The organism is Afipia sp. MLSD5-FHT05B12, from assembly GCF_058793355.1.
In genome coordinates this window covers 388619-415061 of record NZ_JBXAFS010000002.1, presented here as the reverse complement: position 1 = coordinate 415061, position 26443 = coordinate 388619, and the positions used below count along the sequence as shown (strand labels likewise).

General features: G+C 62.7%; 26 protein-coding genes. 17 read left to right on the top strand and 9 right to left on the bottom strand.

Annotated features, from left to right (window positions below):
* Positions 1-66: 66 nt before the first annotated feature.
* Together AC1Q6J_RS04220 and AC1Q6J_RS04215 are read left to right on the top strand one after the other, a co-directional pair.
* Entirely contained in the window at positions 67-1002 is a 936-nt protein-coding gene (locus AC1Q6J_RS04220) for a bifunctional helix-turn-helix transcriptional regulator/GNAT family N-acetyltransferase (RefSeq protein WP_492278079.1), read from the top strand.
* Positions 1002-1151: a hypothetical protein gene (locus tag AC1Q6J_RS04215; RefSeq protein WP_492278078.1), complete on the top strand. Its 150-nt coding sequence runs from the start codon at positions 1002-1004 to the stop codon at positions 1149-1151. Before AC1Q6J_RS04220 ends, AC1Q6J_RS04215 begins: the two co-directional genes overlap by 1 nt.
* An 8-nt stretch (positions 1152-1159) precedes the next feature.
* Here AC1Q6J_RS04215 and moaB read toward each other — a convergent pair whose 3' ends face one another.
* Both moaB and ypfJ read right to left on the bottom strand, forming a co-directional pair.
* Positions 1160-1711: a molybdenum cofactor biosynthesis protein B gene (gene moaB / locus AC1Q6J_RS04210; protein WP_492278077.1), complete on the bottom strand. Its 552-nt coding sequence runs from the start codon at positions 1709-1711 to the stop codon at positions 1160-1162.
* Between the two features lie 150 nt (positions 1712-1861).
* Positions 1862-2806 carry a KPN_02809 family neutral zinc metallopeptidase gene (gene ypfJ, locus AC1Q6J_RS04205; protein WP_492278076.1) on the bottom strand — a complete coding sequence of 315 codons (945 nt, stop codon included), beginning with the start codon at positions 2804-2806 and terminating at the stop codon, positions 1862-1864.
* A 537-nt stretch (positions 2807-3343) separates the two neighbouring features.
* On the opposite strand from ypfJ, the gene AC1Q6J_RS04200 reads away from it, so the two are divergent.
* Positions 3344-4477 (top strand): site-specific DNA-methyltransferase, encoded by a 1134-nt coding sequence (locus AC1Q6J_RS04200; RefSeq protein ID WP_492278075.1) that lies wholly within the window; start codon positions 3344-3346, stop codon positions 4475-4477.
* Positions 4478-4793: 316 nt separating this feature from the next.
* On the top strand, positions 4794-6188 hold the full coding sequence (locus AC1Q6J_RS04195) for a calcium-binding protein (protein WP_492278074.1): 1395 nt from the start codon (positions 4794-4796) through the stop codon (positions 6186-6188).
* Positions 6189-6323: 135 nt separating this feature from the next.
* Here AC1Q6J_RS04195 and AC1Q6J_RS04190 read toward each other — a convergent pair whose 3' ends face one another.
* Positions 6324-6752 (bottom strand): nuclear transport factor 2 family protein, encoded by a 429-nt coding sequence (locus AC1Q6J_RS04190; protein ID WP_492278073.1) that lies wholly within the window; start codon positions 6750-6752, stop codon positions 6324-6326.
* A 92-nt stretch (positions 6753-6844) separates the two neighbouring features.
* Here AC1Q6J_RS04190 and AC1Q6J_RS04185 point away from each other — a divergent pair, with 92 nt between their 5' ends.
* On the top strand, positions 6845-7771 hold the full coding sequence (locus AC1Q6J_RS04185) for a LysR family transcriptional regulator (RefSeq protein WP_492278072.1): 927 nt from the start codon (positions 6845-6847) through the stop codon (positions 7769-7771).
* On the opposite strand, the gene AC1Q6J_RS04180 is transcribed toward AC1Q6J_RS04185, so the two are convergent.
* Together AC1Q6J_RS04180 and AC1Q6J_RS04175 are read right to left on the bottom strand one after the other, a co-directional pair.
* Entirely contained in the window at positions 7766-8239 is a 474-nt protein-coding gene (locus AC1Q6J_RS04180) for a nuclear transport factor 2 family protein (protein ID WP_492278071.1), read from the bottom strand. The two genes, AC1Q6J_RS04185 and AC1Q6J_RS04180, sit on opposite strands and share 6 nt — an antisense overlap.
* Before the next feature lie 18 nt (positions 8240-8257).
* Positions 8258-9082: a helix-turn-helix domain-containing protein gene (locus AC1Q6J_RS04175; protein WP_492278070.1), complete on the bottom strand. Its 825-nt coding sequence runs from the start codon at positions 9080-9082 to the stop codon at positions 8258-8260.
* 160 nt (positions 9083-9242) lie between these two features.
* Here AC1Q6J_RS04175 and AC1Q6J_RS04170 point away from each other — a divergent pair, with 160 nt between their 5' ends.
* Complete coding sequence (locus AC1Q6J_RS04170; protein ID WP_492278069.1) at positions 9243-10529, top strand: flavin-dependent oxidoreductase; 1287 nt, start codon at positions 9243-9245, stop codon at positions 10527-10529.
* A 118-nt stretch (positions 10530-10647) separates the two neighbouring features.
* Here AC1Q6J_RS04170 and mutY read toward each other — a convergent pair whose 3' ends face one another.
* Positions 10648-11772, bottom strand: a complete 1125-nt coding sequence (gene mutY / locus AC1Q6J_RS04165; RefSeq protein ID WP_492278068.1) for an A/G-specific adenine glycosylase — start codon at positions 11770-11772, stop codon at positions 10648-10650.
* 93 nt (positions 11773-11865) lie between these two features.
* On the opposite strand from mutY, the gene AC1Q6J_RS04160 reads away from it, so the two are divergent.
* From AC1Q6J_RS04160 to AC1Q6J_RS04110, 11 genes are all read left to right on the top strand, one after another.
* Positions 11866-12147, top strand: coding sequence for a type II toxin-antitoxin system RelE/ParE family toxin (locus AC1Q6J_RS04160; protein ID WP_492278067.1), 282 nt, complete (start codon positions 11866-11868; stop codon positions 12145-12147).
* On the top strand, positions 12122-12439 hold the full coding sequence (locus tag AC1Q6J_RS04155) for a HigA family addiction module antitoxin (RefSeq protein ID WP_492278066.1): 318 nt from the start codon (positions 12122-12124) through the stop codon (positions 12437-12439). The genes AC1Q6J_RS04160 and AC1Q6J_RS04155 overlap by 26 nt, the downstream gene beginning before the upstream one ends.
* A gap of 9 nt (positions 12440-12448) precedes the next feature.
* Positions 12449-12928: a DUF721 domain-containing protein gene (locus AC1Q6J_RS04150; protein ID WP_492278065.1), complete on the top strand. Its 480-nt coding sequence runs from the start codon at positions 12449-12451 to the stop codon at positions 12926-12928.
* A gap of 185 nt (positions 12929-13113) precedes the next feature.
* The gene (locus tag AC1Q6J_RS04145; RefSeq protein WP_492278064.1) at positions 13114-13764 is read left to right on the top strand and encodes a DsbA family protein; all 651 of its coding nucleotides are present in this window, start codon (positions 13114-13116) and stop codon (positions 13762-13764) included.
* 239 nt (positions 13765-14003) lie between these two features.
* On the top strand, positions 14004-17468 hold the full coding sequence (smc, locus tag AC1Q6J_RS04140; protein ID WP_492278063.1) for a chromosome segregation protein SMC: 3465 nt from the start codon (positions 14004-14006) through the stop codon (positions 17466-17468).
* Between the two features lie 189 nt (positions 17469-17657).
* Positions 17658-18650: a small ribosomal subunit Rsm22 family protein gene (locus tag AC1Q6J_RS04135; RefSeq protein WP_492278159.1), complete on the top strand. Its 993-nt coding sequence runs from the start codon at positions 17658-17660 to the stop codon at positions 18648-18650.
* Between the two features lie 72 nt (positions 18651-18722).
* Positions 18723-19103: a COG4315 family predicted lipoprotein gene (locus AC1Q6J_RS04130; RefSeq protein WP_492278062.1), complete on the top strand. Its 381-nt coding sequence runs from the start codon at positions 18723-18725 to the stop codon at positions 19101-19103.
* Positions 19104-19426: 323 nt separating this feature from the next.
* Entirely contained in the window at positions 19427-19987 is a 561-nt protein-coding gene (locus tag AC1Q6J_RS04125; RefSeq protein WP_492278061.1) for a LemA family protein, read from the top strand.
* A gap of 34 nt (positions 19988-20021) precedes the next feature.
* Complete coding sequence (locus tag AC1Q6J_RS04120) at positions 20022-21185, top strand: M48 family metallopeptidase (RefSeq protein WP_492278060.1); 1164 nt, start codon at positions 20022-20024, stop codon at positions 21183-21185.
* Between the two features lie 143 nt (positions 21186-21328).
* The gene (locus AC1Q6J_RS04115; protein ID WP_019198655.1) at positions 21329-22096 is read left to right on the top strand and encodes a P-loop NTPase family protein; all 768 of its coding nucleotides are present in this window, start codon (positions 21329-21331) and stop codon (positions 22094-22096) included.
* Positions 22097-22131: 35 nt separating this feature from the next.
* Entirely contained in the window at positions 22132-22800 is a 669-nt protein-coding gene (locus tag AC1Q6J_RS04110) for a P-loop NTPase family protein (RefSeq protein ID WP_492278059.1), read from the top strand.
* Between the two features lie 40 nt (positions 22801-22840).
* On the opposite strand, the gene AC1Q6J_RS04105 is transcribed toward AC1Q6J_RS04110, so the two are convergent.
* The 3 genes from AC1Q6J_RS04105 to AC1Q6J_RS04095 all read right to left on the bottom strand — a co-directional run bounded on the left by AC1Q6J_RS04105 (position 22841) and on the right by AC1Q6J_RS04095 (position 26411).
* Positions 22841-23380 carry an adenine phosphoribosyltransferase gene (locus AC1Q6J_RS04105; protein WP_492278058.1) on the bottom strand — a complete coding sequence of 180 codons (540 nt, stop codon included), beginning with the start codon at positions 23378-23380 and terminating at the stop codon, positions 22841-22843.
* A gap of 35 nt (positions 23381-23415) precedes the next feature.
* Positions 23416-25581, bottom strand: coding sequence for an anthranilate synthase component I (locus AC1Q6J_RS04100; protein ID WP_492278057.1), 2166 nt, complete (start codon positions 25579-25581; stop codon positions 23416-23418).
* A 356-nt stretch (positions 25582-25937) separates the two neighbouring features.
* A complete protein-coding gene (locus tag AC1Q6J_RS04095) occupies positions 25938-26411 on the bottom strand; it encodes a GNAT family N-acetyltransferase (protein WP_492278056.1) in 474 nt (157 codons plus the stop codon).
* Positions 26412-26443 lie beyond the last annotated feature (32 nt).

Here is a 26443-nt window from a genome sequence, read left to right as displayed (position 1 = left end):
ATACTTGACTGCGTCAACAAAACTCCCAAGATGCCCGTCTGACATCAGACGAGGCGTCGTTCGCCGATGGGCGCATCTTCCAAAGACGACAAGGATATTCGGATCGACGCGGTCCGGCGGTTCAACCGCTTCTACACCCGCAAGATCGGCGTGCTCGAGCAGCACCTGCTCGAAAGTCCGTTCACGCTGACCGAAGCCCGCGTGCTGTTCGAACTGGCGCACCGCGGCGGCGCTCTCGCCAAGGAGATCGGCGCCGAACTCGGCCTCGACCCCGGCTATCTCAGCCGCATCGTTCAGGCTTTTACAGAACAGGGGCTGATGACGCGCAAGCCGGTGCCCTCGGACCGCCGGCAATTTGAACTCGCGCTCACGGCCAAGGGCAAACAGGCCTTCAGCCGCCTCGAGCGCGCCTCGCAGCAGGAAGTCGGCAAGATGATCGAACAGTTGCCCGGCGACGGCGGGCAGCGTCTTGTGGCCGCGATGACGACGATCGAGCGGCTGCTGGATGATGCCGCCGGGCGTCCGGAAGTGACGCTTCGCACTCACCGGCCCGGCGACATGGGATGGGTCGTGCAGCAGCACGGCATGCTTTATGCCCGCGAATACGGCTGGGACATCTCGTTCGAGGGGCTGTGCGCCGAGATCGCCGCGCAGTTCCTGAAGGACTTCGATCCGGCACGCGAGCGCTGCTGGATCGCGGAGATCGACGGCCGGCGGGTCGGCTCGGTGTTTCTGGTGAAGCACTCCGACGACACTGCGAAAATTCGTCTGCTGCTGATCGACCCGGCGGGCCGCGGTCTCGGAATCGGCAAACGGCTGGTCGATGAGTGCATCACCTTCGCGCGGAGCCGCGGCTACCGCAAGATCACGCTGTGGACCCAGAGCATGCTGCTCGCCGCGCGCGGGATCTACCAGAACGCGGGCTTCAAGCATGTCGCGACCGAACCGCACCACAGTTTCGGGCACGACCTGATCGGCGAGACGTGGGAGCGTGACCTGTGATGTCCTCGCGTCGCGAACCAGCGCGGCGCGCCACGCCGGACCTCATCGCGTTTCACAGGATCAACGCGAAGCGGCTTCGCCATGAAGCACGCCGCGATGTGGCGCGCGCGGTCTTGGCGTGGCTGGCAAAAATTCTCGGCCGGCGCTGACGCGCGGACTATTTAGCTTTGCCGCGCTTCAGGTGTTCGTCCAGCCGCGGCATGATCTCCACGAAGTTGCAAGGCCGGGTGCGGTAATCGAGCTGATGCGCGAGAATGCCGTCCCAGCCATCCCTGCATGCGCCCGGCGAGCCCGGCAGGCAGAAGATGAATGTTGTACCCGCGACTCCCGCAGTGGCGCGGCTTTGAATCGTCGACGTGCCGATCTTGGCGTAGCTCATCATGTGGAACGCGATCGAGAAACCATCCATCCGTTTCTCGAACAGCGGCTCGACCGCTTCCGGCGTCACGTCGCGGCCGGTGAAGCCGGTGCCGCCCGTGGTGATGACCACATCGACGCCGGGATCGGCGATCCACGCTTTCAGCTTCGCGCGGATCTCCTCGACGTCATCGATCACGATATCGCGCGCGGCGAGACGATGACCCGCCGCGATCAGCCGATCCGCCAGCGTGGTGCCGGACTTGTCGTCGGCGAGCGAGCGCGTATCGGACACCGTCAGCACCGCGACATTGAGCGGGATGAACGCTTTTGATTCATCAATAGAAGACATTGCGTGCGTTTTCCTTGCCGTCACCCTGAGGTGCCGTAGCGCAGCGAAGGCCTCGAAGGGCGACGGCATTTTTCATTGTCATCCTTCGAGGCTCGCAACAAGGGTTGCTCGCACCTCAGGATGACGCACCGAGTAACTCACCGGCCGCGGCTAAAGCTGCACGCCGGACGCGAACGTATTGCAGGCCTGCACACTGCCCTGCTGATAGCCGGTCATGAACCAGCGCTTGCGCTGCGCAGCCGAGCCGTGAGTGAACGAGTCAGGCACGACGCGGCCCGTCGATTGCCGCTGCAACGTATCGTCGCCGATGGCGGACGCCGTCTGCAACGCCGCATCGATGTCGCCCGCTTCAAGGAAGCCCGGCCGTTTCTTTTCTTCGCGGTTGACCCAGACACCGGACAGGCAATCCGCCTGCAACTCCACCCGCACCTGAATGTTGTTCGCCTCGGCCTTGCTGCTCGCCTGCTCCTGCATCTGCCGCGCCTTCGACAGGATGCCGAGCAGATTCTGGATATGATGGCCGGCCTCATGCGCGATGATGTAGGCGGCGGTGAATTTGCACGCGCTGCCGGAACATCCACGGAACTTGGTTTCGACCTCGCGGAAGAATCCGGTGTCGAGGAAAATCTGTTTGTCGGGCGGACAATAGAATGGGCCCATGGCCGACTGCGCCATGCCACAGCGGCCGCCATTGGTGGCGTTGCGGAACAGGACGATGCGCGGACCGCGATAGGTCTGACCGCTGGCGGAGAAGATTTCGCTCCAGCGGTCGTCGATTTCGCCAAGCACGCCGGCGATCATGCTGCCCATTTCGTCCGTTGGCGCGCCGGCCTTTGGCGGGCTGCCGGTTCTGCGGTCGGTCTGATAGGTCGGTGCCTGCTGTCCGCCGGTGAGGATTTCCGCGCCTCCGATCAGGATGCGCGGATCGATGCCCACCGCCCAGCCGATCAGGCCGAGCACAATGACAGTGCCGATACCCAGACCGCCGCCTCCGCCCATCGGGAATCCGAAGCCGCCACCGCCGCCCCCGCCATAGCCGCTATCGTCGCGGCGATCGTCGATGTTATCGCTGCGGCGAAAATCATCGTAACGCATCGGAAATCTCCTCAACCGGCGGGCGCGTCATGGCGACACGCAACGGAGCCGCAAAGTATCTGTTAACGATTCATACCGCGCCCGGCAAAAATTGCCTAGTGTGGTGGTTCGCAAGTCCGCATTACCTCTACGGCGCACTCTTTGCGGACTTGCGAACCAAAACCACATTAGAATCAAAATTTTCCGGTGTCCGCTTGAATCCGAAGTTCGCTGCGGAAGATGCTGCAAAATAAGGCGAACTTCGGATTCAGGACACCGGTGCGGCGTTTCGATGTGTTTCCACTCCGTCACATGAATGCGGGCTGAATTTCGCAGCGAAACACGCGCTACGCCAGCAATTCCAACTCTTGCCTGCATTGCACATGCGCGTGCGCGTTCACGCGCTTCCGTCACGCGGCGGCTTTCGGATTCGATTTCGGAATCGTCACAAACCTGTTTTCGATTAAGCCGATTTTTACCTTGAGCATTCATGGTGACGACAGTCGGATTTGTTAGTCCCGCGTCGCCGACTGCGTCGCCTGAGTCAGGTTTTGAGTCATGGTAGTGTCGCGTCGCGGGGCGTCTGCAAAGGCGCCCCGCACTCAATTTGAAAATGCTCCGAGTTCGCATATCGTCATCGGCGATTGCGTCGCGGAAATGTCGAAAATGAAAGCCGGATCGGTCGATCTGGTCTTCGCAGACCCGCCGTACAATCTGCAACTGAAGGGCGATCTCAAGCGCCCCGACGAATCCCATGTCGATGCGGTCAACAACGACTGGGACAAGTTCTCATCCTTCGCCGCCTATGACGACTTCACGCGCGCATGGCTGCTCGCCGCGCGCCGCGCCATGAAGCCATCCGCGACGATCTGGGTGATCGGCTCCTATCACAACATTTTCCGCGTCGGCGCGATCATGCAGGATCTGGGCTTCTGGATTCTCAACGACATCGTGTGGCGCAAGACCAACCCAATGCCGAATTTCCGCGGCCGCCGCTTCACCAATGCCCACGAGACGATGATCTGGGCGGCGCGCGACGAGAACGCCAAGGGCTACACCTTCAATTATGAAGCGCTGAAGGCGGCCAACGAGGACGTCCAGGCGCGTTCCGACTGGCTGATCCCGCTCTGCACCGGCGACGAGCGCCTCAAGGGCGGCGACGGCAAGAAGGTTCATCCGACCCAGAAGCCCGAGGGCCTGCTGGCGCGGGTGCTGCTGTCGTCATCGAAGCCTGGCGATCTCGTGATCGATCCGTTCAACGGCACCGGCACCACCGGCGCCGTCGCCAAGCGTCTCGGCCGCAGCTATATCGGCTTCGAGCGCGACCAGACCTACGCGGACGCCGCTGCGAAACGCATCGCCGCCATCGAGCCGCTGCCGGAAGCCACGCTGGCTCCGTTCATGACCGCGCGCGGCGCGCCGCGTGTCGCGTTCTCCGAACTGGTCGAGCGCGGCATGATCCTGCCCGGCACCAGGCTGGTCGATTCCAAGAAGAAGCACGCCGCGCTGGTTCGCGCCGACGGCGCCATCATGCTCGGCGACAAGGTCGGCTCGATCCATCGCATGGGTGCGCTCGCTCAGGGCGCCGAGGCCTGCAACGGCTGGTCGTTCTGGCATGTGGAGACCAAGAAGGGTCTCAAGCTGATCGACGAACTGCGTGCCGAAATCCGCAGCGAGATGGCGGCGGGCTGACCCGCCGCGCTTCGAGCGGCCGATCGCGCTCATTCCGCCTTGCTCGATATCCGCAAACGTCCGGCCAAAGCGCCGTAAATCCTCGATCCGGCTCGGGCAAACCGACCCTGACGGGAGCCGCGCTACGTCCCGCGAATTGCATTGCAATGCGGCATACACAGCTCGCGCGCAAAATTGACTCCTGTCAAATATTGGTAAATTATTACTCTAGTTTTAGAAAAATCGCTTTGACCTGGGCGTTTTGCCCCCTCCTTCTCTCGCATTTTTTTCGCGTGAAAATATCAAACAACAGTTCGTTTCGATTGGAGTATTGCCTATGGCAAAACCATCAGTGACAAACATTCGTCCCCCGACAACACCCCCCAAAACATCTTGGAACCTGGATAATCCGGCCGATCAAAACGATCCGTTTTTTGCAGACGCCTCCACCGATCTGGCTTCGTTCCACAATCTGCTCGCGAAACTGAACCTTGCGGAAACAGGAATCACCCAAAGCGTCCTCGATACCTACGGCTATGTCTTCATGGGCGTGAATGGCGGCATGGACGAGACCGTCATCGGCCGCCAGGGAGATTCAGGCATCATCGTCACCGGCAACGGCAAGGATAATGTCACCGGGGGTGACTACGACGACCTGATCTTTACCGGCAACGGTTCTGATGTCTCGCACGGCGGCAACGGCGACGACATCATGTTCGGCGAGAACGGTCCCGATCAGGTTTTCGGCGATGCCGACAACGATCAGATCTTTGGCGGCAACGGTCCTGACAAGATCATCGGCGGAACTGACCGCGGCGAATTCAGAATCGCTGTTGGCGCCGACGTTCTGACCATCAAGCCGCATCTCGTGGACGGCAACGGCAATGACGATATCTGGCTGACCGACCCGAACGGAACCCATACCGCCGCAGGGACAAGCGACAACACCGTTCGCAAGGAAGGCGACTACATAAAGCTCGATGCGAACGGCCATCCGATCGAATTCACGAGCGGCGGAGACCCGGTTATCCACGCGGTCTTCAGCTTCTCGCCGGAAACATCGGGTGACTACACAATCGGCTTCTACAATGGCAACTCTCCCGACGGGACCGGCGAGCCGGACCCTGATTTTATTCACGCAAACGGTCTCGTCGCAGGCCAAAAGTACTACTATACGTTCACCAATTCCGACGGCGGCGTTGTCAAGATCAACGTGTTCGAAGGCGACGTGCCTCTGCCAGACCCATCCACAGGCAATCCCAATCTTTCAACGACGCCGATTGCCAGCAGTCAGGCTGACCCTATCCCGCCGTTGAGTGCCCTTTTCGACAAAACGCACACCGACGACGGATTTACCTTCGTCGCCGGTGACATTCTCACGGGCGGCAATCCGGACGCGGCGTTGCTTCCCGTTGGATTGAGCGCGACGAATGTCTACGACCAGTCGTTCAAGGTGGGTATCAGCGACGGCGCTCCCGACATATTCATCTATAACAAAGTCGGCGGCGTCTATGACGGCGTCGATGTAATCACCGACTACAACAAGCTCGAGGGCGATGTGCTCGAACTGCATGGAATTGCTGAATCGAGTGTGAGGTATTTCGAGGAAACCGTCGCAGGTCAGAACAACCTCATCGTCGCGTTTGACGACGGCAGCGGCCTCGTCCACGACGCGGCGATCAAGCTGCTCGGCGTCCAGCATTCGTCGGATCTGAGCCTGCTGTTCACCTGACATCGCACTCACAAGGGCGCGTGACACAATCGCACAATCCCGGGCCGGCAGGCCCGGGATTTTTTATGGACTCACGGTACTGTTGCGATTGCCGACCCTGTCGCGGCCGGTCGCCATCGCCGATGCTGTCCCCTTTCAGCCTGCTGCCCGCAACCCGGCTTTCGGAAACGGACCGAGCACCCGCTCGACCAGCGCGGTGTCGCAGTATTCCTTGATCTGCTTGATCGTGCCGTTCTCGACCCGCCAGACCATGCAGTACTCATTGTTGTAACGCTCGCCTGACTTGGTGATGTTGTCACCCCTCGCCTCGACCACGACGGTGTCGCCCTCGGCAATGAAGTTAAAGGCGAGCGTTCGCGGGCGGTCGGTCAGCAGGGTTCGCAAATGACCAAGAAGGCCGTTTGTAATCGCATCCTTCCCCGTGAACGTACCCGACCACGAACACTGGCCGGTCTGGACCCACGTAGCATCGTCCGCGAGATGATCGATGAAGGTCGTTCCGCTGCGGTTGGCGGAGTCGGTGAAGATTTGCTGAATCAGTTTCCTGTTGGCTTCGGCGCTCATGAGTTTTGTCCTCTGCTTGAGTTGATGGATAGATCATGAGCGGTGCATCGGTATTCTTCCAATCGATGCTTCGTATGATATATATTTACTGCATGAATTTGGCTTCGCTCGATCTCAACCTGCTGGTCGCTCTCGACGCGCTGCTGCTCGAGGCCAATGTCGGTCGCGCGGCGATGCGGATCGGGCTGTCGCAGCCCGCCGCCAGTCACGCGCTGCGGCGGCTGCGCGATGTGCTCGGCGATCCGCTGCTGGTGCGCACCGGCGCGCGCATGGAACTGACGCCGCGCGCGCAGGCGCTCCGTGCGCCACTGGCGCAGGCGCTGGATCAGGTGCGCGGCCTGTTCATGCCGGACGAGTTCGACGCCGCGCGCAGCGAGCGGCGCTTCCGCCTGATGATGCCGGACCTCGCCGTCGAGCTATTGATGCCGCCGCTGATGAAGAAGCTGGATGCCGCGGCGCCCGGTGTGCGGATCGACGTGGTGCCGTGGCGCGGCCCTGCGATCTTCACCGCCGAGTTCGCGCGCACCATCGACATGGTGATCAGCATCGGCGATGCCTTCAAGGGATTTCACCGGCAACTGCTTTACACCGACTCCGACGCGCTGGCGGTGAGACACGGACATCCGGCGGGCGCGCGGCTGAAAAACAGGGAGACGTTCTTCAAGGCGCGGCATGCTGCCGTCGTCATTCGCGGGCAGAGCGAGGACCTGATCGACACATGGCTGCGCAGCAAAGGCATGGAGCGGCGGATCGCGCTGGTGGTGCCGAGCTATATCGAAGCGCTGCACGTCGCCGCGCGCACCGATCTCGTCGCCTTCGTGCCGCGCCGCCTGATCGCCGCGCTGTCGAAGCAACTGTCGCTAACGACAGTCACACCGCCGCTCGATCCGGGGATCGACGAACAGTTCATGTTCTATCCGACCCGCGCGCAGATGGACCCCGGCTCGATCTGGCTGCGCAAGCTGATGCTCGGGATCGGGCGGAATCTTGAGCGGCAGATACGCCGCGCTCCATCATGAAAGCTGTTTCTGAAGCTTTCCGTCGATGTAGGCGCTGACGATCGTGTCGTCAGGCGGATAGTTCTCAGGAGCGACCGTCGTGATCTGGGCCTGGATGCATTTCCACGTGCCGTTCTCGAACAGATACGTGTCGGTATATGTTGTCATACCGGTCACATCCACGCCGTCGCGCCGGCGCGTGCATTTGTTGGTGGATCGCACCAGTGCAACATCGCCGATGACAGTAATGAGTTCGTCGCGGGTGTCCCAGTAGACGATCACTTTGGGATCGAAACCCGTCGCCCACTGCTTCAGATAAGTCGCGCGGTCACGGCGCTGGCCGTTAGGCCGGATATCCATGAAATCCGGATGAAGAATGGCGTCATGCGACGCCACGTCGTTGGTGATGAAATTATGGATGAAACGCGCATTCAGCGCGCGCAGTTCGCTCATCGTCTCGGCCGATTGAAGATTGGGTCGATCCAGCATTTTAATCCCCTGAGTTTGTCAAAGCGCCAGTGCGCGCGCCTTTTCGGCAGTTGCATCATCGGCAGGATAGAAACACTCGATTTTCAGTTTTTGCAGCGTCGCGTCGGTCGGCATTGCGAACGTCGTAAATGTGGAAAAGAAAGTGAGGTGAAAATCGCCTTTCTGAAGCTGCATCGTCTTCACCGGAGATGATCCGGCCACATCGCGCGGCAGCCGCCATTCCGCGGGCAGACCGGGATAGGCCATGATCTCCGTAAGCAGCTTGGCTGCAATTCCGCCGCCCTGCGCGACCTCCCGATGAAGAATCTGAATCATCTGACCGGCGAACTCATTCCAGTTCATAATGAACTGCCGCAGGCCTTTCGGATGAAACACGATGTGCATGGCGTTCTCGGCAAATTCCGGCTCCATGTCGTAGGCGTCATGGAACGGCTTGAACAAACGCCGCGACGCTTCATTGCGGAGCCGAATATCCCAATGCCCGTCGATGACGATTCCGGGATACGGCTCTTGCTGCCGGAGGATGAAGTCCAGCGCCTGACGGACGTGTTGCAGATTATCGGCTGCCAGACCGCTGTCGCCGTAGGGCGGGACGAAACCCGCCGCGACGTGCAAGGCATTGCGCTCTTCCAGCGGAAGATCGAGCGCGGTCCCGAGTAACTGCACCATTTCGCGGCTCGGATGGGCGCGGCCGGTTTCCAGAAAACACAGGTGCCGTGCCGAAACATTCGCATCGCCTGCCAGTTCGACCTGGGTCAGGCGGCGGACACTGCGCCAATGCTTCAGCAGACTGCTGAACGGTCCGACCGCCGTATCCTGCGAAAACGAATTCTGGATGCTCATCCAAGCGACCGTAGACTGTCAGGTTAGAAGATCAATTACCTTGAACGTAAGTCGGCAACCTGCAGGGCTGCGAAGAGAATCTGAAAGCCTTTGATCCGTTTAGCAGTTGCACCCTCATCGTTTCCCATGTCATGACGCAGGTCAGTCACAGGAGCGTATCATGACGGTTCTCATCGCGGGCGGCGGGATCGGCGGGCTGACGCTCGCACTGAGCCTTCATCAGATCGGCATTCCGTGCCGCGTGTTTGAAAGCGTGCCGGAACTGAAGCCGCTCGGCGTCGGCATCAACGTGCTGCCGCATGCGGTGCGCGAACTGACCGAACTCGGCCTGCTGAACAAGCTCGACGCCGCCGGTGTCAGAACCAAAGAGCTGTCTTATTTTTCAAAGCAGGGAAAACCGATCTGGAGCGAACCGCGCGGGATGGAGGCCGGATACAAGTGGCCGCAATTCTCGATCCATCGCGGCACGCTGCATCAGATCCTGCTCGACACCGTGATCGAGCGTCTCGGCGCGGACAATCTGCTCAACAGTCATCACATCGCGGGTTTCACCGACTCGCCGGAGGGCGTGTCGGCGAGTTTCATCGACAAGGCCACCGGCAAGGATGTGGGCACCTACGACGGCTCGCTGCTGATCGCCGCCGACGGCATTCACTCCGCCGTGCGCGGCAAGCTCTATCCCGACGAAGGTCCGCCGATCTGGAACGGCCGCATTCTCTGGCGCGGCATTACCGAGAGCGACGCATTTCTCTCCGGCCGCACCATGATCATGGCTGGCCACGAGGTCCTGAAGTTCGTCTGCTATCCGATCTCGAACCGGCTGCCGAACGGCAAATTCCGCATCAACTGGATCGCGGAGCGCTATTTTCCGCCGGAGCACCAATGGCGTCGCGAGGACTACAACCGCGCGGCCAAGCTCGACGAATTCCTGCCCTGGTTCGAGAACTGGACCTTCGACTGGCTCGACGTGCCCGGCCTGATCCGCAACTGCTCGCATGCCTACGAGTATCCGCTGGTGGACCGCGACCCGATCGACCGCTGGACCTTCGGCAACATCACACTGATGGGCGATGCCGCGCATCCGATGTATCCGATCGGCTCCAACGGCGCATCGCAGGCGATCCTCGACGCCCGCGTGCTGACGCGCGAAATCCTCAAGCACGGCGAAACGGCAGCAGCGCTTGCCGCCTATGAGGCCGAGCGCCGTCCCGCGACCACCGAACTCGTCAAGCTCAACCGCCGCAACGGACCCGAGCAGGTGATGCAACTGGTCGAGGAACGCGCGCCCAACGGGTTCAATGTCGTGACCGAGGTCATGTCGCAGCAGGAACTGGAAGACGTCGCCAACACCTACAAGCGCGTCGCGGGCTTTCAGGTCGACGCGCTCAACGCCAAGCCGCCGATCGTGCCGAAACCCGAGACGTCGTTCCTGTCGAGCGCGGGGTAGCTATTCGCCGCGACGGGCGTCATCCTGAGGTGCGAGCCGCACTTGTGGCGAGCCTCGAAGGATGAGAACCGCAGGCGAGCGAAATTCGCATCCTTCGAGGCTCGCAAGAACTCACACCTCAGGATGACGAATTTCGTTTAGCGACCGCGTCCCCCAATCCGTGCGCAATCACCTTGCGCATCACATTCGGCAGCGCCTCGTCCTTCAGCGTCGCGACCGGCACCCAGCGCATGCCTTGCGGCGCACGCGTGCGCGCTGGAGTACTCGCAACATAGACCACAAGCTCGAGCGGGAAATGCGTGAACACATGGCTCACCACGCCCGCCTTGCGATGCCAGCGCCGCACATTGAGCGCCGGCGCCTGTCCGCGCGCATCCCTGTCGTCGTGGCCGGCCAGCCATTCGGAGGTCGGCACTTCGGTCATGCCGCCGAGCAAACCTTTCTCGGGCCGCGTGCGGACCAGCAGTTCGCCGCCGCGCGTAACGACGAAGGCCGCGCCTCGACGTAGCGCGCCGGTCTTCTTCGGCGCCTTGCGCGGAAACGTCTCCTGATCGCCGCGCTCGCGCGCCGCGCAATTGTCGTTGAGCGGACAGAGCGCACAGGCGGGTTTCTTCGGTATGCAGATCGTAGCGCCGAGATCCATCAGCGCCTGCGCGCTGTCGCCCGCACGCGCCTCCCACAGCAATGTCGCCGCCAGTTGCTGAATCCGCGGTTTGGATTTCGGCAGCGGCTCTTCCACCGCGAACAGCCGCGACATCACACGCTCGATGTTGCCGTCCACCGGCATCGTCTGCCGATCGAACGCGATCGCGGCGATCGCCGCCGCCGTGTAGGGCCCGACGCCCGGCAGCGTGCGCAGGCCTTCTTCGCCATCGGGAAACGCGCCGCCATGGTCGCGCAGCACCGTGACGGCGCAGGCGTGAAGATTGCGCGCGCGAGAGTAGTAGCCAAGTCCCGCCCACATCCGCAGCACGTCATCGAGCGAAGCCGATCCCAGCGCCGCGACCGTCGGCCAGCGCGCGGTGAATTTTTCGAAATACGGCCCGACCGCTTTCACGGTCGTCTGCTGCAACATGATTTCCGACAGCCACACCCGGTAGGGATCGCTCGCGCGCCCCGGCAGCGCACGCCACGGCAGTTGCCGCCGATGGCGGTCATACCAGGCAAGCAACAGCGCCGGGCGATCGGCTTTCACCTCCGGCAAATGAAGTTTATGTTTACGGACGGACGTAGAGAACGGCATTCCGTCACTCTAACAGATGCAACTCGGCACATGGCAAGCGTCCGGCCGGCAATCGAGCCTTGCCTTCTATAACGTACCGCGTTATACTTATGAATGATCCAGAGTTTTGCCGATCCGGAAACCGAATTGATCTGGACCGGGCGCCGGAGCCGGAAGCTGCCACCGGATATACAATCGGTAGCGCTTCGAAAGCTCCGTATTCTGAATCAAGCGCGCGTTCTGAATGACCTCCGCGTGCCGCCGGGGAATCGCCTTGAAGCCCTCAAGGCGGATCGTCTCGGTCAGCATTCGATCAGGATCAATAATCAATGGCGCATATGCTTCCTGTGGCATGAGGGAGGACCGAAAGATGTCGAAATCACCGACTACCACTAGGAGCGGACTGCTCCCCAATCCGCATCCGGGAGAAATCCTGCTTGAGGAGTTTCTGCGGCCGATGGACTTGAGCCAGAATGCTCTTGCGCGGGCGGTGCATGTGCCCCCGCGGCGCATCAATGAGATCGTACTCGGCAAGCGCGACATCTCTGCTGACACCGATCTCAGGCTGGCACGTTATTTCGGTCTGTCCGAAGGATTCTTCCTTGGCCTGCAACTCGATTACGACCTGATGCAACGGCGGCGGGAGATCGAGCGCGATCTCAAATTGATCCGGCCGCGCGCAGCGTAAGAAGCACCCATGAACAAGCCCGGTCCCCTCACCGCGAAGCCGTTATCCGCATTGCTCGGCAGTGCGATCAACGACGTCTTCGCCAAGCAGGGCTTTGCCTCGCGCGAACTGGTGACGCGATGGGCGGAAATCGTCGGCGCCCATGTGGCGGCCCATTCGGAACCGCTGAAAATCCAGTGGCCGCGCCCGGTCGAGAACCAGGTCCCTGAACCGGCCACCCTGGTGCTGCGGGTCGAAGGCCCGATGGCGCTGGAAATCCAGCACACCTCGGACGTCATTCTGGAGCGGGTCAACCGCTTCTTCGGCTGGAACGCGGTGGGGCGGATCGCGCTGCGTCAGGCGCCACTGTCGCAACGGCCAAAGCCCAGGGTCAGAAAAGCACCCGACCCGACCGCCGTCGCCAGGGTCGAAGCCTCGCTCGGCACCGTGGAAGACGACGATCTGCGCGCGGCGCTGGCGCGGCTTGGCGCGACGATCAAGCGAAATTGAGCCATATGTGACGGCGCTTGGCTGCGGCCCGGCATTGCCACAATTGTCGTTTCAAGCTACGGCATGATCCCCGAAAAGTGGGAACCGGTTTTCGGGAAGGATCATGCCAGATCAGACCCGATTGCGTTCCCCATCAGGCGTGACGACGCCGTTCGCACGTATTTCCCGTTTCCCGGAGCAGACCGTTGAACATCACGCGCCGCACCTTCACCGCCGCCTTGTCCCTCGCCGCCGCCGCGCTGGGTCTTTCGCCATGGCAGCTTTCCAGCCCGGCCAATGCCCAGACCGCCGCCGAGATCAATCAGGCCGGCGAACTCGGCGACATGGCGCTCGGATCGAAGGACGCCCCCGTCACCATCATTGAATACGCCTCGATGACCTGCCCGCACTGCGCGGCGTTCACGAAGGACGTGTTCCCGCAGATCAAGACCAACTACATCGACACCGGCAAGGTGCGCTTCATCTTCCGCGAATTCCCGCTGGATCAGGTGGCGCTCGCCGCCTCGGCGCTGGCGCGCTGCGTCGCCAAGGACGATGCGCCGAAATACTTCGCGATCGTCGACATCCTGTTCAAGCAGCAGAACGATCTGGCGTCCGACGCGCTCGGCACCATCAACCGCGTTGGCAAGCAGGCCGGTTTCAGCGAGCAGATGATCAAGGACTGCGTGCAGAGCGATCCGAAAATCCAGAAAGGCATTCTGGACGTGCGCGAACACGCCTACACCAAGCTCAAGGTCAACTCGACGCCGTTCTTCTTCGTCAATGGAACCGTGGTGAAGGGCGAGACCTCGTTCGAGGCCTTCGAAAAGATGATCAAGCCGCTGCTGAAGAGCTAAACATGGCGGGCGGAACCGGCCCGGTTCCATGGACCATCCGACCGAAACACACTGAAATCCCTCGGAAATCCCTTTAAATCCCTTGGGAAAAGCCTTGTGGGCCGGTTGCCCTCCAGGGCCGGCATCGCCATTGTGCGGACAGTTCGAGGCGCATTCCGCGACTCAGTTATACTGGCACAGGCCTGCTATGACCTTGCCCCGGCTACGTAATTCGGCCCGGCCAACAGAGCACCGATTGCATGAAACTCACCCGTCTTCGCCTTCACGGTTTCAAGTCCTTCGTTGAGCCGACCGACTTCCTGATCGAGCCGGGCCTGACCGGCGTGGTCGGTCCCAACGGCTGCGGCAAATCGAACCTCGTTGAAGCGCTGCGCTGGGCGATGGGCGAGACCTCGCACAAGTCGCTGCGTGCCGCCGACATGGACGCGGTGATCTTTGCCGGCTCCGGCAATCGCCCGGCGCGCAATCACGCTGAAGTGGCGATGACCATCGACAATTCCGATCGTTCGGCGCCGTCCGCCGTGAACGATCAGGAAGTGCTGGAAATCTCGCGCCGCATCGAGCGCGAAGCCGGTTCGGTCTATCGCATCAACGGCCGCGACGTGCGCGCACGCGACGTCCAGATTCTGTTCGCGGACGCCGCCACCGGCGCGCGCTCGCCCGCCCTCGTCCACCAGGGCAAGATCGGCGAAATCATTCAGGCGCGTCCCGACCAGCGCCGCCGTGTGCTGGAAGACGCCGCGGGCGTCGCGGGTCTTCATGCGCGCCGTCACGAAGCCGAACTGCGCCTCAAGGCGGCCGAAACCAACCTCACCCGCGTCGAGGATGTCATCGGCCAGTTGGCGAGCCAGATCGACGGCCTCAAGAAACAGGCACGTCAGGCGATCCGTTACCGCGAAGTCGCCGCCAAGGTCCGCAAGGCCGAGGCCATGCTGTTTCATCTGCGCTGGATTCAGTCCCATGCCGATGTCGCCGAGGCGGGCCAGACCCACGACCTGAACGTCCGCGAGCAGGCCGAACGCACCCTCCAGCAGGCCGAGGCCGCGCGCATCCAGGCGATCCGCGCTTCCGAACTGCCGGGCCTGCGCGAAAACGAAGCGCGCGCCGCCGCCGGTTTGCAGCGCCTGACCAATGCCCGCGAGATGCTCGACCGCGAGGAAGCGCGCGCCAGGGAGCGTGTCACCGAGCTTGACCGGCGTCTGACGCAATTCGCCGCCGACATCGAACGCGAGCAGCGGCAGCTGTCCGATGCCGATGTCGCGCTGGCGCGGCTCGAATCCGAGGACAGCGTACTCAAGGACGAGATCAGGTCGCGCGTTGACAAGCGCAGCGGCGCCGATGAACGCGTCGCGGAAGCCGAAGCGACACTCGCCGCCGCCGAACGCACCTTCTCCGAACTGACCACCGCGCTCGCCGATCTCACCGCCAAGCGCAACCAGATCGAAGCCAACGTCCGCACCCATCGCGATCGCCTTGCGCGGCTCGATCAGGACATCGTCAACGTCGAGAGCGAAGTCGAAAAGCTCGCCGCCGAGACCGGCGGACTTGGCGATCTCAACGAGCTTGCGGCGGCGATGGAAGCAGCCGCCGAGACCGTGCTGGTGTCCGAAGCGACGACCCAGGCCAGCGAAGCCGCGCATGTCAGCGCCCGCGCCGCGCTGGAAGCTTCGCGTACACCGCTTGCCGATGCCGAGAAGCGCGTGCAGCGGCTGGAGACCGAAGCCAAGACGATTTCAAAGATCGTCAACGGCGAAACCAAGAACCTGTGGCCACCGATCATCGACGGCGTCAACGTGGCCAAGGGCTTCGAGAAGGCGCTGGGCGCCGCGCTCGGCGACGATCTCGATGCGCCGGTCGATCCGACCGCACCGATGCGCTGGTCCAGCCTCGGCGTCATCGAAGGCGATCCATCGCTGCCCGAAGGCATCGAGGCGCTCGCGGCCCATGTCACCGCTCCGCCGGAACTGGCGCGGCGTCTCGCACAGATCGGCATCGTCAGCCGCGAACGCGGCGCGCAGCTTGCCCCGCAATTAAAGACCGGCCAGCGGCTGGTCTCGCGCGAGGGCGACCTGTGGCGCTGGGACGGTTTCGTCGCCGCGGCCCATGCCCCGACCGGCGCGGCACGCCGGCTGGCCGAGCGCGCCCGTCTGGTCGATATCGAAGCTGAAATCGAACAGGCCCGCGCCGACGCAGCCGCCAAGCGCCAGGCGCTGGAAACCGCCGAGAACGAACTCAAGGCCGCGGCGATGGCCGAGAGCGCAGCCCGCGAGGCCGCGCGCTCCGCCCAGCGCGAAGCCAACGCGGCGCGCGAAAAGCATGCGGCTGCCGAGCGCGAAATCAACCGCCATGCCTCGCACCGCTCCACGCTCGATGAGCGCCGCACCCGTCTCACGGCGGATCGCACCGAGGCTCACGCCGCGCACGAGACCGCGACCGGCGCCTTGAGCGAACTGCCCTCCAGCGCCGAGAACGAGGAAAAGCTCGCCACCGTGCGCGCCGACATGGACGGCCATCGCCGCCTTGCCGCGCAGGTCCGCGCCGAGGCGCAGGCACTGGCCCGCGAAGCCGAACTTGCCGACCGCCGCGTGCAGGCCATTCTCGCCGAGCGCAACGAATGGCAAAACCGCAAGGAGAACGCCGCGTCGCAGATCGCGACCGTCGAGACCCGCATCGTCGAGGTCAGGACCGAGCGCGCCGAGCTTGAAAACGCACCCGAAGTGTTCGCTGAAAAGCGCAGCGCCATCATCAGTGAAATCGAGCACGCTGAATCCGACCGCCGCATGGCAGCCGACGCGCTGGCAACCGCCGAGGCTGCGATGGCGGAAACCGACCGCGTGGCCCGCGCCTCGCTCGACGCGTTATCCGCTGCGCGCGAGGCCTGCGCCCGCTCCGAAGAGCGCATGGAAGGCACCCGGCGCCGGCTCGAAGACATCGAGCGCGAAATCCGCGACATGCTGGAGGTCGAGCCGCGCGGCGTCGCCGCTCTCGCCGAGATCACGCCGGAGACTGAGCTTCCCGCGGTGGGCGATGTGGAAGCCGATCTGGAGAAGCTGCGCCGCGACCGCGAGCGCCTCGGCGCAGTCAACCTGCGCGCCGAGGAAGAGCTGCGCGAGGTCGAGGCCCAGCATCTCAACCTCACCACCGAGCGTGACGATCTGGTCGAGGCCATCAAGAAGCTGCGCACCGGCATCCAGAGCCTCAACAAGGAAGCGCGCGAGCGCCTGCTGACCTCGTTCGAGACGGTGAACAACCACTTCAAGCGGCTGTTTACCGAGCTGTTTGGCGGCGGCCAGGCCGAGCTGACCCTGATCGAGAGCGACGATCCGCTCGAAGCCGGCCTCGAAATCATCGCCAAGCCGCCCGGCAAGAAGCCGCAGACGCTGTCGCTGCTCTCCGGCGGCGAGCAGGCGCTGACCGCGCTGGCGCTGATCTTCGCGGTGTTCCTCACCAACCCGTCGCCGATCTGCGTACTGGACGAAGTCGACGCGCCGCTGGACGACCACAACGTCGAGCGGTTCTGCAACCTGCTGCATGAGATGACCTCGTCCACCGAGACGCGCTTCATCATCATCACGCACAACCCGATCACCATGGCGCGCATGAACCGGCTGTTCGGTGTCACCATGGCGGAGCGCGGCGTGTCGCAGCTCGTGTCGGTCGATCTCGATGGCGCGATGAAGGTTCTCGACCAGAACGTGGCGTGATGTTTGTTTACCCTCCCTTGAGTGGGAGGAATGATCCGGCAGTTGCGATGTCGTCCCCGCGAAGGCGGGGACCCATAACCACCGCGCCCTCGGTTTGAAAGAGCCGCTGGAAGGCTTCCTCGTAACAAGCGAGACTCAGGGAGTATGGATCCCCGCCTTCGCGGGGACGACATCGTATATGTTGCCATCATGATCTCCCCCAACCTCCCCGCTGAACTACAAGCCGCCCTCGCCCGCAAGGCTGAAGGCCTGTCGCGCAACGACGCCGCGCAGCGCGCGGATGCGATCTCACGCACCTATCGCGATGGCGGCGGCTCGGGCGCTATCCGGACCGGCGCGGACGCGCTTGCCTATGCGCTGGCGCGGATGCCGGCGACCTATGCTGCGATTGCCGCGAGCCTGAATGCGGTGATGGAGGTCAATCCGGATTTCGCGCCCTCAAGCATGCTCGATGTCGGCGCTGGACCGGGCACAGCGACGTGGGCCGCGAGCGAAGCCTTCGTCTCGCTTGAGACCTTCACACTGCTCGATGCCAATGCGGCGCTGCGCGACCTTGCAGCCGAACTCGCGCAGTCGCACCTGCGCCTCGCCGCGATGCGCTATCAGTCCGGCGACGCACGCAAGGCGCTCGCGGAGGCTCCCGAGGCGGATCTTGTGGTCGCCAGCTATGTCATCAACGAACTGGGCGATGGCGAACGCGCGGCGCTCACTGAGGCCATGTGGGCGAAAGCCCGCGACACGCTGCTCGTGATCGAGCCCGGTACGCCCGCGGGATATGCGCGTATCATCGATCTGCGCGCGCGGCTGACCGCCAGGGGCGCGCATGTGATCGCACCCTGCCCTCACGATGGAGCTTGCCCGCTGACCAGGCCTGACTGGTGTCACTTCACGCAGCGACTGCAACGCTCGCGCGCGCATAAACACCTCAAGGGCGCGGAGCTACCTTACGAGGATGAAAAATTCAGCTATGTGGTTCTGTCACGCACGGCGCCCGCGCAAAGACCCGCGCGCGTGCTGGCGCAGCCGCTCGTCACCAAGATCGCCGTGACCGCAAAAGTCTGCACGCTTGAGGGAATAAAAGCTGCAAGCGTCCCGCATCGGGACAAGGCCGCCTACAAGCGCGCAAAAAAATGGAACTGGGGCGACGCGATTTTCGGCGCTGGAGCCGCCGCGCCGGAATAATCCGCACCCGCCGGAGTTTGTCCTGATGACGCGTTCGCGTCCGACGCAAAAATCATCAGGAGTACACCAGCGATGTCCAAAACATTCGCCGCGATCGCGGCTGTGACTGTCATGCTCGCCTCAACCGCGGCATTCGCGCAGGCGGCGAAGGTCGCCGATACCCCGAAGGGCAAGGCCTACGTCGATGCCAAGGGCATGACGCTCTATACGTTCGACAAGGACAGCACCGGCAAGTCGGCCTGCAACGGCCCCTGCGCCACCAACTGGCCGCCGCTGATGGCAGCCGCCGACGCCAAGGCATCCGGTGACTGGACCATCGTCACCCGCGACGACGGCAGCAAGATGTGGGCGCTCAAGGGCAAGCCGCTCTACACCTTCGCCAAGGACACCAAGCCCGGCGACACCACCGGCGACGGCTTCCTGAACGGCGCCTGGCATATGGCCAAGCCCTGAGCGGTTTATCGACGGACCTTGCATCATCATATGGAGCAACTCCCTCTCCCCGCTGGGGAGAGGGTTGGGGTGAGGGGCGTTAAATGTCGGAAGTGACATCCGATCCCCCTTACCCGTCGCGCTTCGTGCGGCGACCTCTCCCCGACGGAGAGAGGTGAAGAGAAAGCGCACGACAGCCTGTCGCACCGCTTATTTCCATTCATATTTGAACCATCCCTCCCTGAAGGCGACCAAATAGAACCGGCACCTCCATGCGGCCCCTGCCGCACGCCGATCTTTTCGGCTAGGTTCGGCGCATTCGTTGTCCTCATGGAGTTTTCCTCATGTCGTCCGGCTGGATTTTACTCGGTGTTCTCGTCGTCATCGCCCTGTTCGTGTTCGGCGCCTACAACCGCCTGGTCGCACTGGCGCAGCGGGTCAGCCAGGCCTTCGCCGACATCGACGTGCAGCTCAAGCAGCGCCACGACCTGATCCCGAATCTGGTCGAGACCGTCAAAGGCTACGCCACCCACGAGCGCGGCACGCTGGAAGACGTCATCAAGGCGCGCAACGCGGCGATGTCCGCGCAGGGGCCGGCGCAGGTCTCCGCCACCGAAGGCCAGCTCACCGCCGCCCTCGGCCGGCTGATCGCGCTGTCCGAGGCCTATCCGGACCTCAAGGCCAACGCGAATTTCCAGCAGTTGCAGACCGAGCTGTCCGACATCGAGAACAAGATCGCCGCCAGCCGCCGGTTCTTCAACAACGCGGTCCAGGAATACAATACCGGCATCCAGCAGTTGCCGGCCGCCCTGTTCGCCGGCGCGCTTGGATTCACGAAGAAGGATTTCTTCGATCTCGGCGAGCAGCGCGGACAGCTCGAGCAAGCGCCGTCGGTCAAGTTCTAAGCGTCTCAATCCGGGCTAACACGAGCAGCGCATCATGGCCGCGTATGGTCTCTACACGCATATCGCATCGAACAAGTTTCGTTCGATGCTGTTGCTCGGCGGCCTGTTCCTGCTGGTCTATGTGATGGTGTTCGCCGGTGCGCTGCTGGCGGAAGTGGCGCTCAACAGCAATCGTCCGTTCGACGACTATCTCACCCTCGCGGCGCACGATCTCGTCAAGGCATTTCCGTTCGCCACCATTGGGGCTGCCGCGTGGATCGTGATTGCCTATTTCTTTCACCAGAACATCATCGATGCGGTGACTGGCGGGCATGACGTGACGCGGCAGGAGCAGCCGCGGCTCTACAATCTTCTCGAGAACCTCTGCATCTCGCGCGGCATCCCGATGCCGAAGCTCAAGATCGTGGACAGCCCCGCGCTCAACGCCTTCGCCACCGGCCTTAACCGCAAGCAGTATGCGATCAGCGTCACCACCGGACTGATGAAGGCGCTCAATGACCGGGAAATGGAAGCGGTGCTCGGGCACGAGCTGACCCATATCCGCAACGGCGACGTGCAGTTGCTCGTCATTGCCGTGGTCATCGCGGGCGTGATCGGCTTTTTCGCGGAATTATTTTTCCGCATCTTTTTCAACTCCAACTGGAATTTTGGCGGCGGCAGCCGATCCTCGTCGTCCTCTTCCGACAGCGACAAAAAAGGCGGCGGCGCCTTCGCCATCGTGCTGCTGGCAATCGCCCTGATCGCCATCGCATGGGGCCTGTCGCTGGTGGTGCGTTTTGCCCTGTCGCGCTCGCGCGAACTGCTGGCAGACGCAGGCTCGGTCGAACTCACAAAAGATCCGGACGCGATGATCTCGGCGCTGCGCAAGATCGAGGGCCGCGGCGAATTGCCGGGCGCGACCTCCGCCGTCATGGAAATGTGCATCGACAATCCGCGCGAAGGCTTCGCCGACCTGTTCGCGACCCATCCGTCGGTGGATTCCCGCGTCAAGGCGCTGGTGAAATATGCCGGTGGCCGCGATCCGGGCCCGCTGCCGCTGCCCGGCGGCGACGGACAGGACAAAACCAGTGCGCCTCAAACGGGCGATTCATCGCCTGATACGCGGCCAGAACCTCCACGCACCGGCCCCTGGGGCAGTTCCCCGTCGCCGGCAGGCCCCATTCCCGGTCCAATTACGGGTCCATGGGGCCGCCAATAGCCCCGGCAACAATAAAGCCGGTAGTTATTAAGCATAACAGCAGCGTCAAGAATTGAATTATCTGCTGTTTCTGCCATGTTCCGCCCCAAAGCAGGCTAAACTCGCGTCGTCAGGCGGACGTGTTTGGCGCGTAAAGAGGTCTTATGGCGAAACCGGCAGTGATCGTAGTGGGCGCGGACAAGGGTGGGGTCGGCAAGACCACCGTTTCGCGCACTGTTCTCGACTATTTCAGCGCAAATAACATCCCGACCCGCGCCTTCGATACCGAATCGCCGCGCGGCACGCTGATGCGCTTTCATCCCGACATCACCCAGATCGTCGATGTCACCTCGACGTCCGACCAGATGAAGATTTTCGATACGCTGAACTCGTCGGGCACCAGCGTCACTGTCATCGACGTCCGCGCCGGACTGTTGTCTCCCACCCTCGCGGCGCTCCGCGACATCGGCTTCCTCGATGCGGCCCGCTCCGGCCAGATCACCTTTGCCGTGTTCCATATCCTGGGCCCGTCGATCGCCTCGCTGGATGAGATCGCCGAGACCGCGAACTTCATGGACGGCGCGAAGTACTTCCTGGTGAAGAACTTCATCAACAACACGAGCTTCTTCGAGTGGGATCAGGCGACCTACAACTCGTATTTCCACCGCATCAAGAATGCGACCGAGATCACGATTCCGAAGCTGAACGAGATGGCCTACGAGCAGGTCGAAGTCGCTTCGGTGCCATTCCTCAAGTTCGTCGCCAACAAGGGCACGAAGGACGAGGCCGCGAACTATTCGTTCGTGCTGCGCGGCTACGTCCGCCACTGGCTCGGCAATGTGTGGGGCGAATTCGACCGCATCAAGCTGACCGAAATCGTCGGCTCGAAGGACAAGTCCGCGACATCGCGCGCCCCGACAAGCGAGATCTGACGTCGGATTCAAGACACTAGCCGGACATCGCGCCGATGCGCCGCACGCCTGTCTATATCGTCTGTTCCCCGCGCCCCGCCGTGGGAAAAACACTGATTGCGCGGGCGCTGACCGAATTTCTGGTGCTTCAGCGCGGCAAGGTGATCGCTTTCGACATCAATCTGCGCGAACCCTCGCTGCTCAACTATCTGCCTCGCATCACCGAAACCGCGGCGATCAGCGACACCTTCGGGCAGATGGCGCTGATGGACCGGCTGATCGTCAATGACGGCGTGCCGAAAGTCGTCGACCTCGGCTTTCATGCCTTCGATGATTTCTTCAAGATCATCGCCGAAATCGGCTTCATGAAGGAAGCGGACCGCCGCGGCGTCGATCCGATCGTTCTTTTCATTCCCGACCGCGACCGCGCGTCCATCGTCGCCTGGACCATGTTGCGCGAGACGTTTCCGAACGCCGTGCTTGTGCCGGTCGAAAACGAGCATGTGCTGTGGGGCGAATTGCCCGCGGCTTTCGGCCGGGTGCGCCCGTTCAAGGTCGCGGCGCTGCCGGCGTTCCTGAAGTCGATTATCGGGCGGCTAAACTTCTCGTTCTCGCAGTATCTGCGCAGCAACAAGGATCAGTCCTCTGAGTTGCATCAGTGGGTGCGCACCAACTACACGCGCTTCCGCGAGCTGGAGCTGAACCTGATCCTGCACAAGCTGTGACCTGCTCCCTCTCCCCGCGAACGGGGAGAGGTCAAGAAACTCAGTGTCCGTCGAATGTCATCAGCGTCCGCACCGGAACATTCATCGCGCGCAGCTTGGCCGCGCCGCCGAGCTCCGGCAGATCGATGATAAAGCAGGCGGCCACTACATCGGCGCCGATCTGGCGCAATAGCTTCACCGCGCCTTCCGCCGTGCCGCCGGTCGCGATCAGGTCATCGATCAGGATCACGCGCTCGCCGGGCTTGATGGCATCGGCATGCATTTCCATCTCATCGAGACCGTATTCCAGCGAGTAAGCGATGCGCACCGTGGTGTGCGGCAGCTTGCCCTTCTTGCGGATCGGCACGAACCCCGCCGACACCTGATGCGCGACAGCGCCGCCGAGAATGAAGCCGCGCGCTTCCATGCCGGCGACCTTGTCGATCTTGGAGCCGGCCCACGGCTGCACCAGTTCATCGACCGCACGGCGGAACGCCCATGCATTGCCGAGCAGCGTGGTGATGTCCCGGAAGACAATACCCGGCTTCGGATAATCGTGGATGGCGCGGACAGTGGCCTTCAAATCATCTGCGAGAGTCATATGGCTGCTTTCAAAATTCCATCATCAAGAGCCGTTCAGGCACCGGTCCGCTGACCGAGCCTGAATGCATTTTCCACGATCCGCAGTCCCACATTGCCTTCCAGCGACATCAGCGATTCGGGATGAAACTGAACGCCGCCCACTGGAAGGGTCTTGTGCTCGATCGCCATGGCGATGCCGTCCTCGGTGCTGGCGGTAACTTCCAGCACGTCCGGCATGCCGTCGCGCTCGACATAGAGCGAGTGATAGCGGCCGATCACGACCTCGTTCGGCAGGTTGCCCATCAGCGTGCCGCCGCGCACCTGAACGCGCGACGGGCGGCCATGCGCCGGTGTCGCCAATTGCCCGAGCTTGCCGCCGAAATACTCGCCGATCGCCTGCACGCCGAGGCAGACGCCGAACACCGGAAGCTTTTTCTCCAGCGCAGCGCCGATGAACTTCGAGATGCCGAAATCCTCCGGACGGCCGGGACCGGGCGACAGCACGAGGAGGTCGTAGTTATCCTTCTTCAGCATCTCGAGCGCGTGATTGTGCCGCGTGACGCTGACCGTCGCGCCGACCTGACGGAAATAATCCGCCAGCATATGGACGAAGGAATCCTCGTGATCGATCAGCAGAACCTTCTTGCCGGAGCCGGTGGCATCCGGCGCAAAAGCCGACAGCGGCTTGGCCGGATCGCCGCGCAATGCCTGGAACAGCGCCGCCGCCTTGGTCTGGCATTCCTTCTCTTCGGCGACGGGGTCCGAGTCGAACAGCAGCGTCGCGCCGACGCGCACCTCCGCGAGGCCGTCCTTCATGCGGATGGTGCGGATGGTGAGGCCCGTGTTGATGCTGCCGTCAAAACCGAGGAACCCCAGTGCGCCGGCGTACCAGCGCCGCGACGAGCGCTCATTGTCCTCGACGAACTGCATCGCCCACAACTTCGGCGCGCCGGTCACGGTGACCGCCCAGGCATGAGTGAGAAAGCCGTCCAGCGCGTCAAAGCCCGGACGCAGCATGCCTTCGACATGATCGACGGTGTGAAACAGCTTCGAATAGGTCTCGATCTGCCGCCGCGCCAGCACCTTGATGGTGCCGGGCTCGCACACGCGCGCCTTGTCGTTGCGGTCGACGTCGGTACACATGTTGAGTTCGAATTCGTCTTTCTGCGAATTCAGCAGTTCCTGAATCTGCTTGGCGTCGCTGATCGCGTCCGCGCCGCGCGCGATGGTGCCGGAGATCGGACACGTCTCGACCCGCTTGCCATCGGAGCGAACGAACATTTCCGGCGACGCCGCCACCAGAAACTCGCCGTCGCCGAGATTGATCAGTGCGCCATAAGGCGAAGGATTGATCTTGCACAGCCGCTGGAACACTTCGGCCGGGGTGCGCTCGCACGGCTCGGCGAACAGTTGCCCCGGCACGGCTTCGAACAGGTCGCCGCGCGCAAACGCCTTGCGGGCGATCTCGACGGTTTCCTGATAAACGCCCGGCGCATGATCGGCAAAGCCCTGCCGCGGAGTCTTTGCGTAAACGCTCTCGGAAGTCTCGCGGTCGAGGCCCTTGGTCGACTGGCCGCCGAACGTGAATTCATAGCTCAGGATCACGCCGCGCCCGGTGGCGCGGTCATAGGCCAGAATGCGGTCGGGAATGTAGAGAACGATGTCGCGCTGATCCTTTTCGCGCGCGCGCTTCTGCACGAGGTCTTCGAACTGGAACACGAGATCGTAGGCGAAGGCGCCGAACAGGCCGAGCAGTCCGTCGCTCGGGGAATTGAACGCGGCGATGATGTCGCGCACCAGGGACACCACCGAAGCACGCCGGGTGCGCTGGTCTTCGTCCACCGGAGCATCGCCGCGCACGATGTGACCCGCAAGGCGTATCGCACTCTTTTCGGTGATGACCGCGCACGGCTCTTTCAGGGTCTCGGCGAGGAACGCCACCAGCACCTTGCCGCGCGCGTTCAGCGCCTCGATGAAGAAATCCGTGCCGGTGGATTCCAGCCGCAGCGGCGGATCGGAAAAGCCGAGGTCGAAGCTCTCGTAGCGGCCCGGCACCGTGGTGCCCGACGACAGCACGACGCCGCGGCGGGTATCCAGCCGGTCGATCAGCCGGTCGAGCGCCGCCCCACCGGTAAAATGCGCGGCGGAACGGGCCACATCGAGGCCTCGGGCCGTCCGGTATTCGCTCTGCGCGGGAGCTGAGAAAACTGTCCTGTTCATCTGGTCCTCTTACGAAACTTGCTGGAGGAACGCCACACAGGACAAACGAAAAAGGCCGTCGCTCTGCGATGACGGCCTCGACGATTGTTCATTAAATGAATCGCACCGGCCACCTTCAGAAGGTGCGCCACCAGAGACGGGTCGGGTTGGACAGGGTGCTCATGGCGGGCAAAACATCATTGCCGGGGGGCGATGTCAAGAGGAGCAAATGCAGGGTCCCTCCCTGCGCCGTCCCCCGCGAAGGCGGGGACCCATAACCACCGAATCCTCCAACCGGAAAGAGGCCTCTCTACTTTCGGATAATTTTAGAATTCAGGGAGTATGGGTCCCCGCCTTCGCGGGGACGACATCTGGGTTTATCTCGGGGCGTCCGCGACACGCGCAAAGACCGTCAGTTTCCGCTCCCCGACATTTTCCTCGATCGGCGCCCAGCCCTGGCGGGTATAGAACCGGCGCCGCTCCTTCTCGGCGCAGAGATAGACCCGCCGGATATTGAACGCGAAAGTGTCGCTGACGGCGCGCCCGACCAGCGCCGAGCCAATCTCCTGCATGCGGTATTTCGGATCGACCCAGACCGCCGCCACCCACGGCGAGTATTGCGGACGCTCCTCAAGGTCGGCGGCAATGACCGAGGCCGTCCCGACAAAGGTCTCGCCCCGGTGCGCCACCAGCGCGAACGGGATCGGCGATGGCGTCATATTCTCCCGCAAGCGCCCGGTGATGTAGTCCGCCGGAAATCCCCGATCCTTCCACCATGCCCGCCAGATGCGGTCAGCAACCGCGCCGAAAAACGCGGGCTGCTGACGCAGGTCGGAGATGGTGAAGCTCAAATCATTAGCCTCTTTCTTCCCTCTCCCCTTGT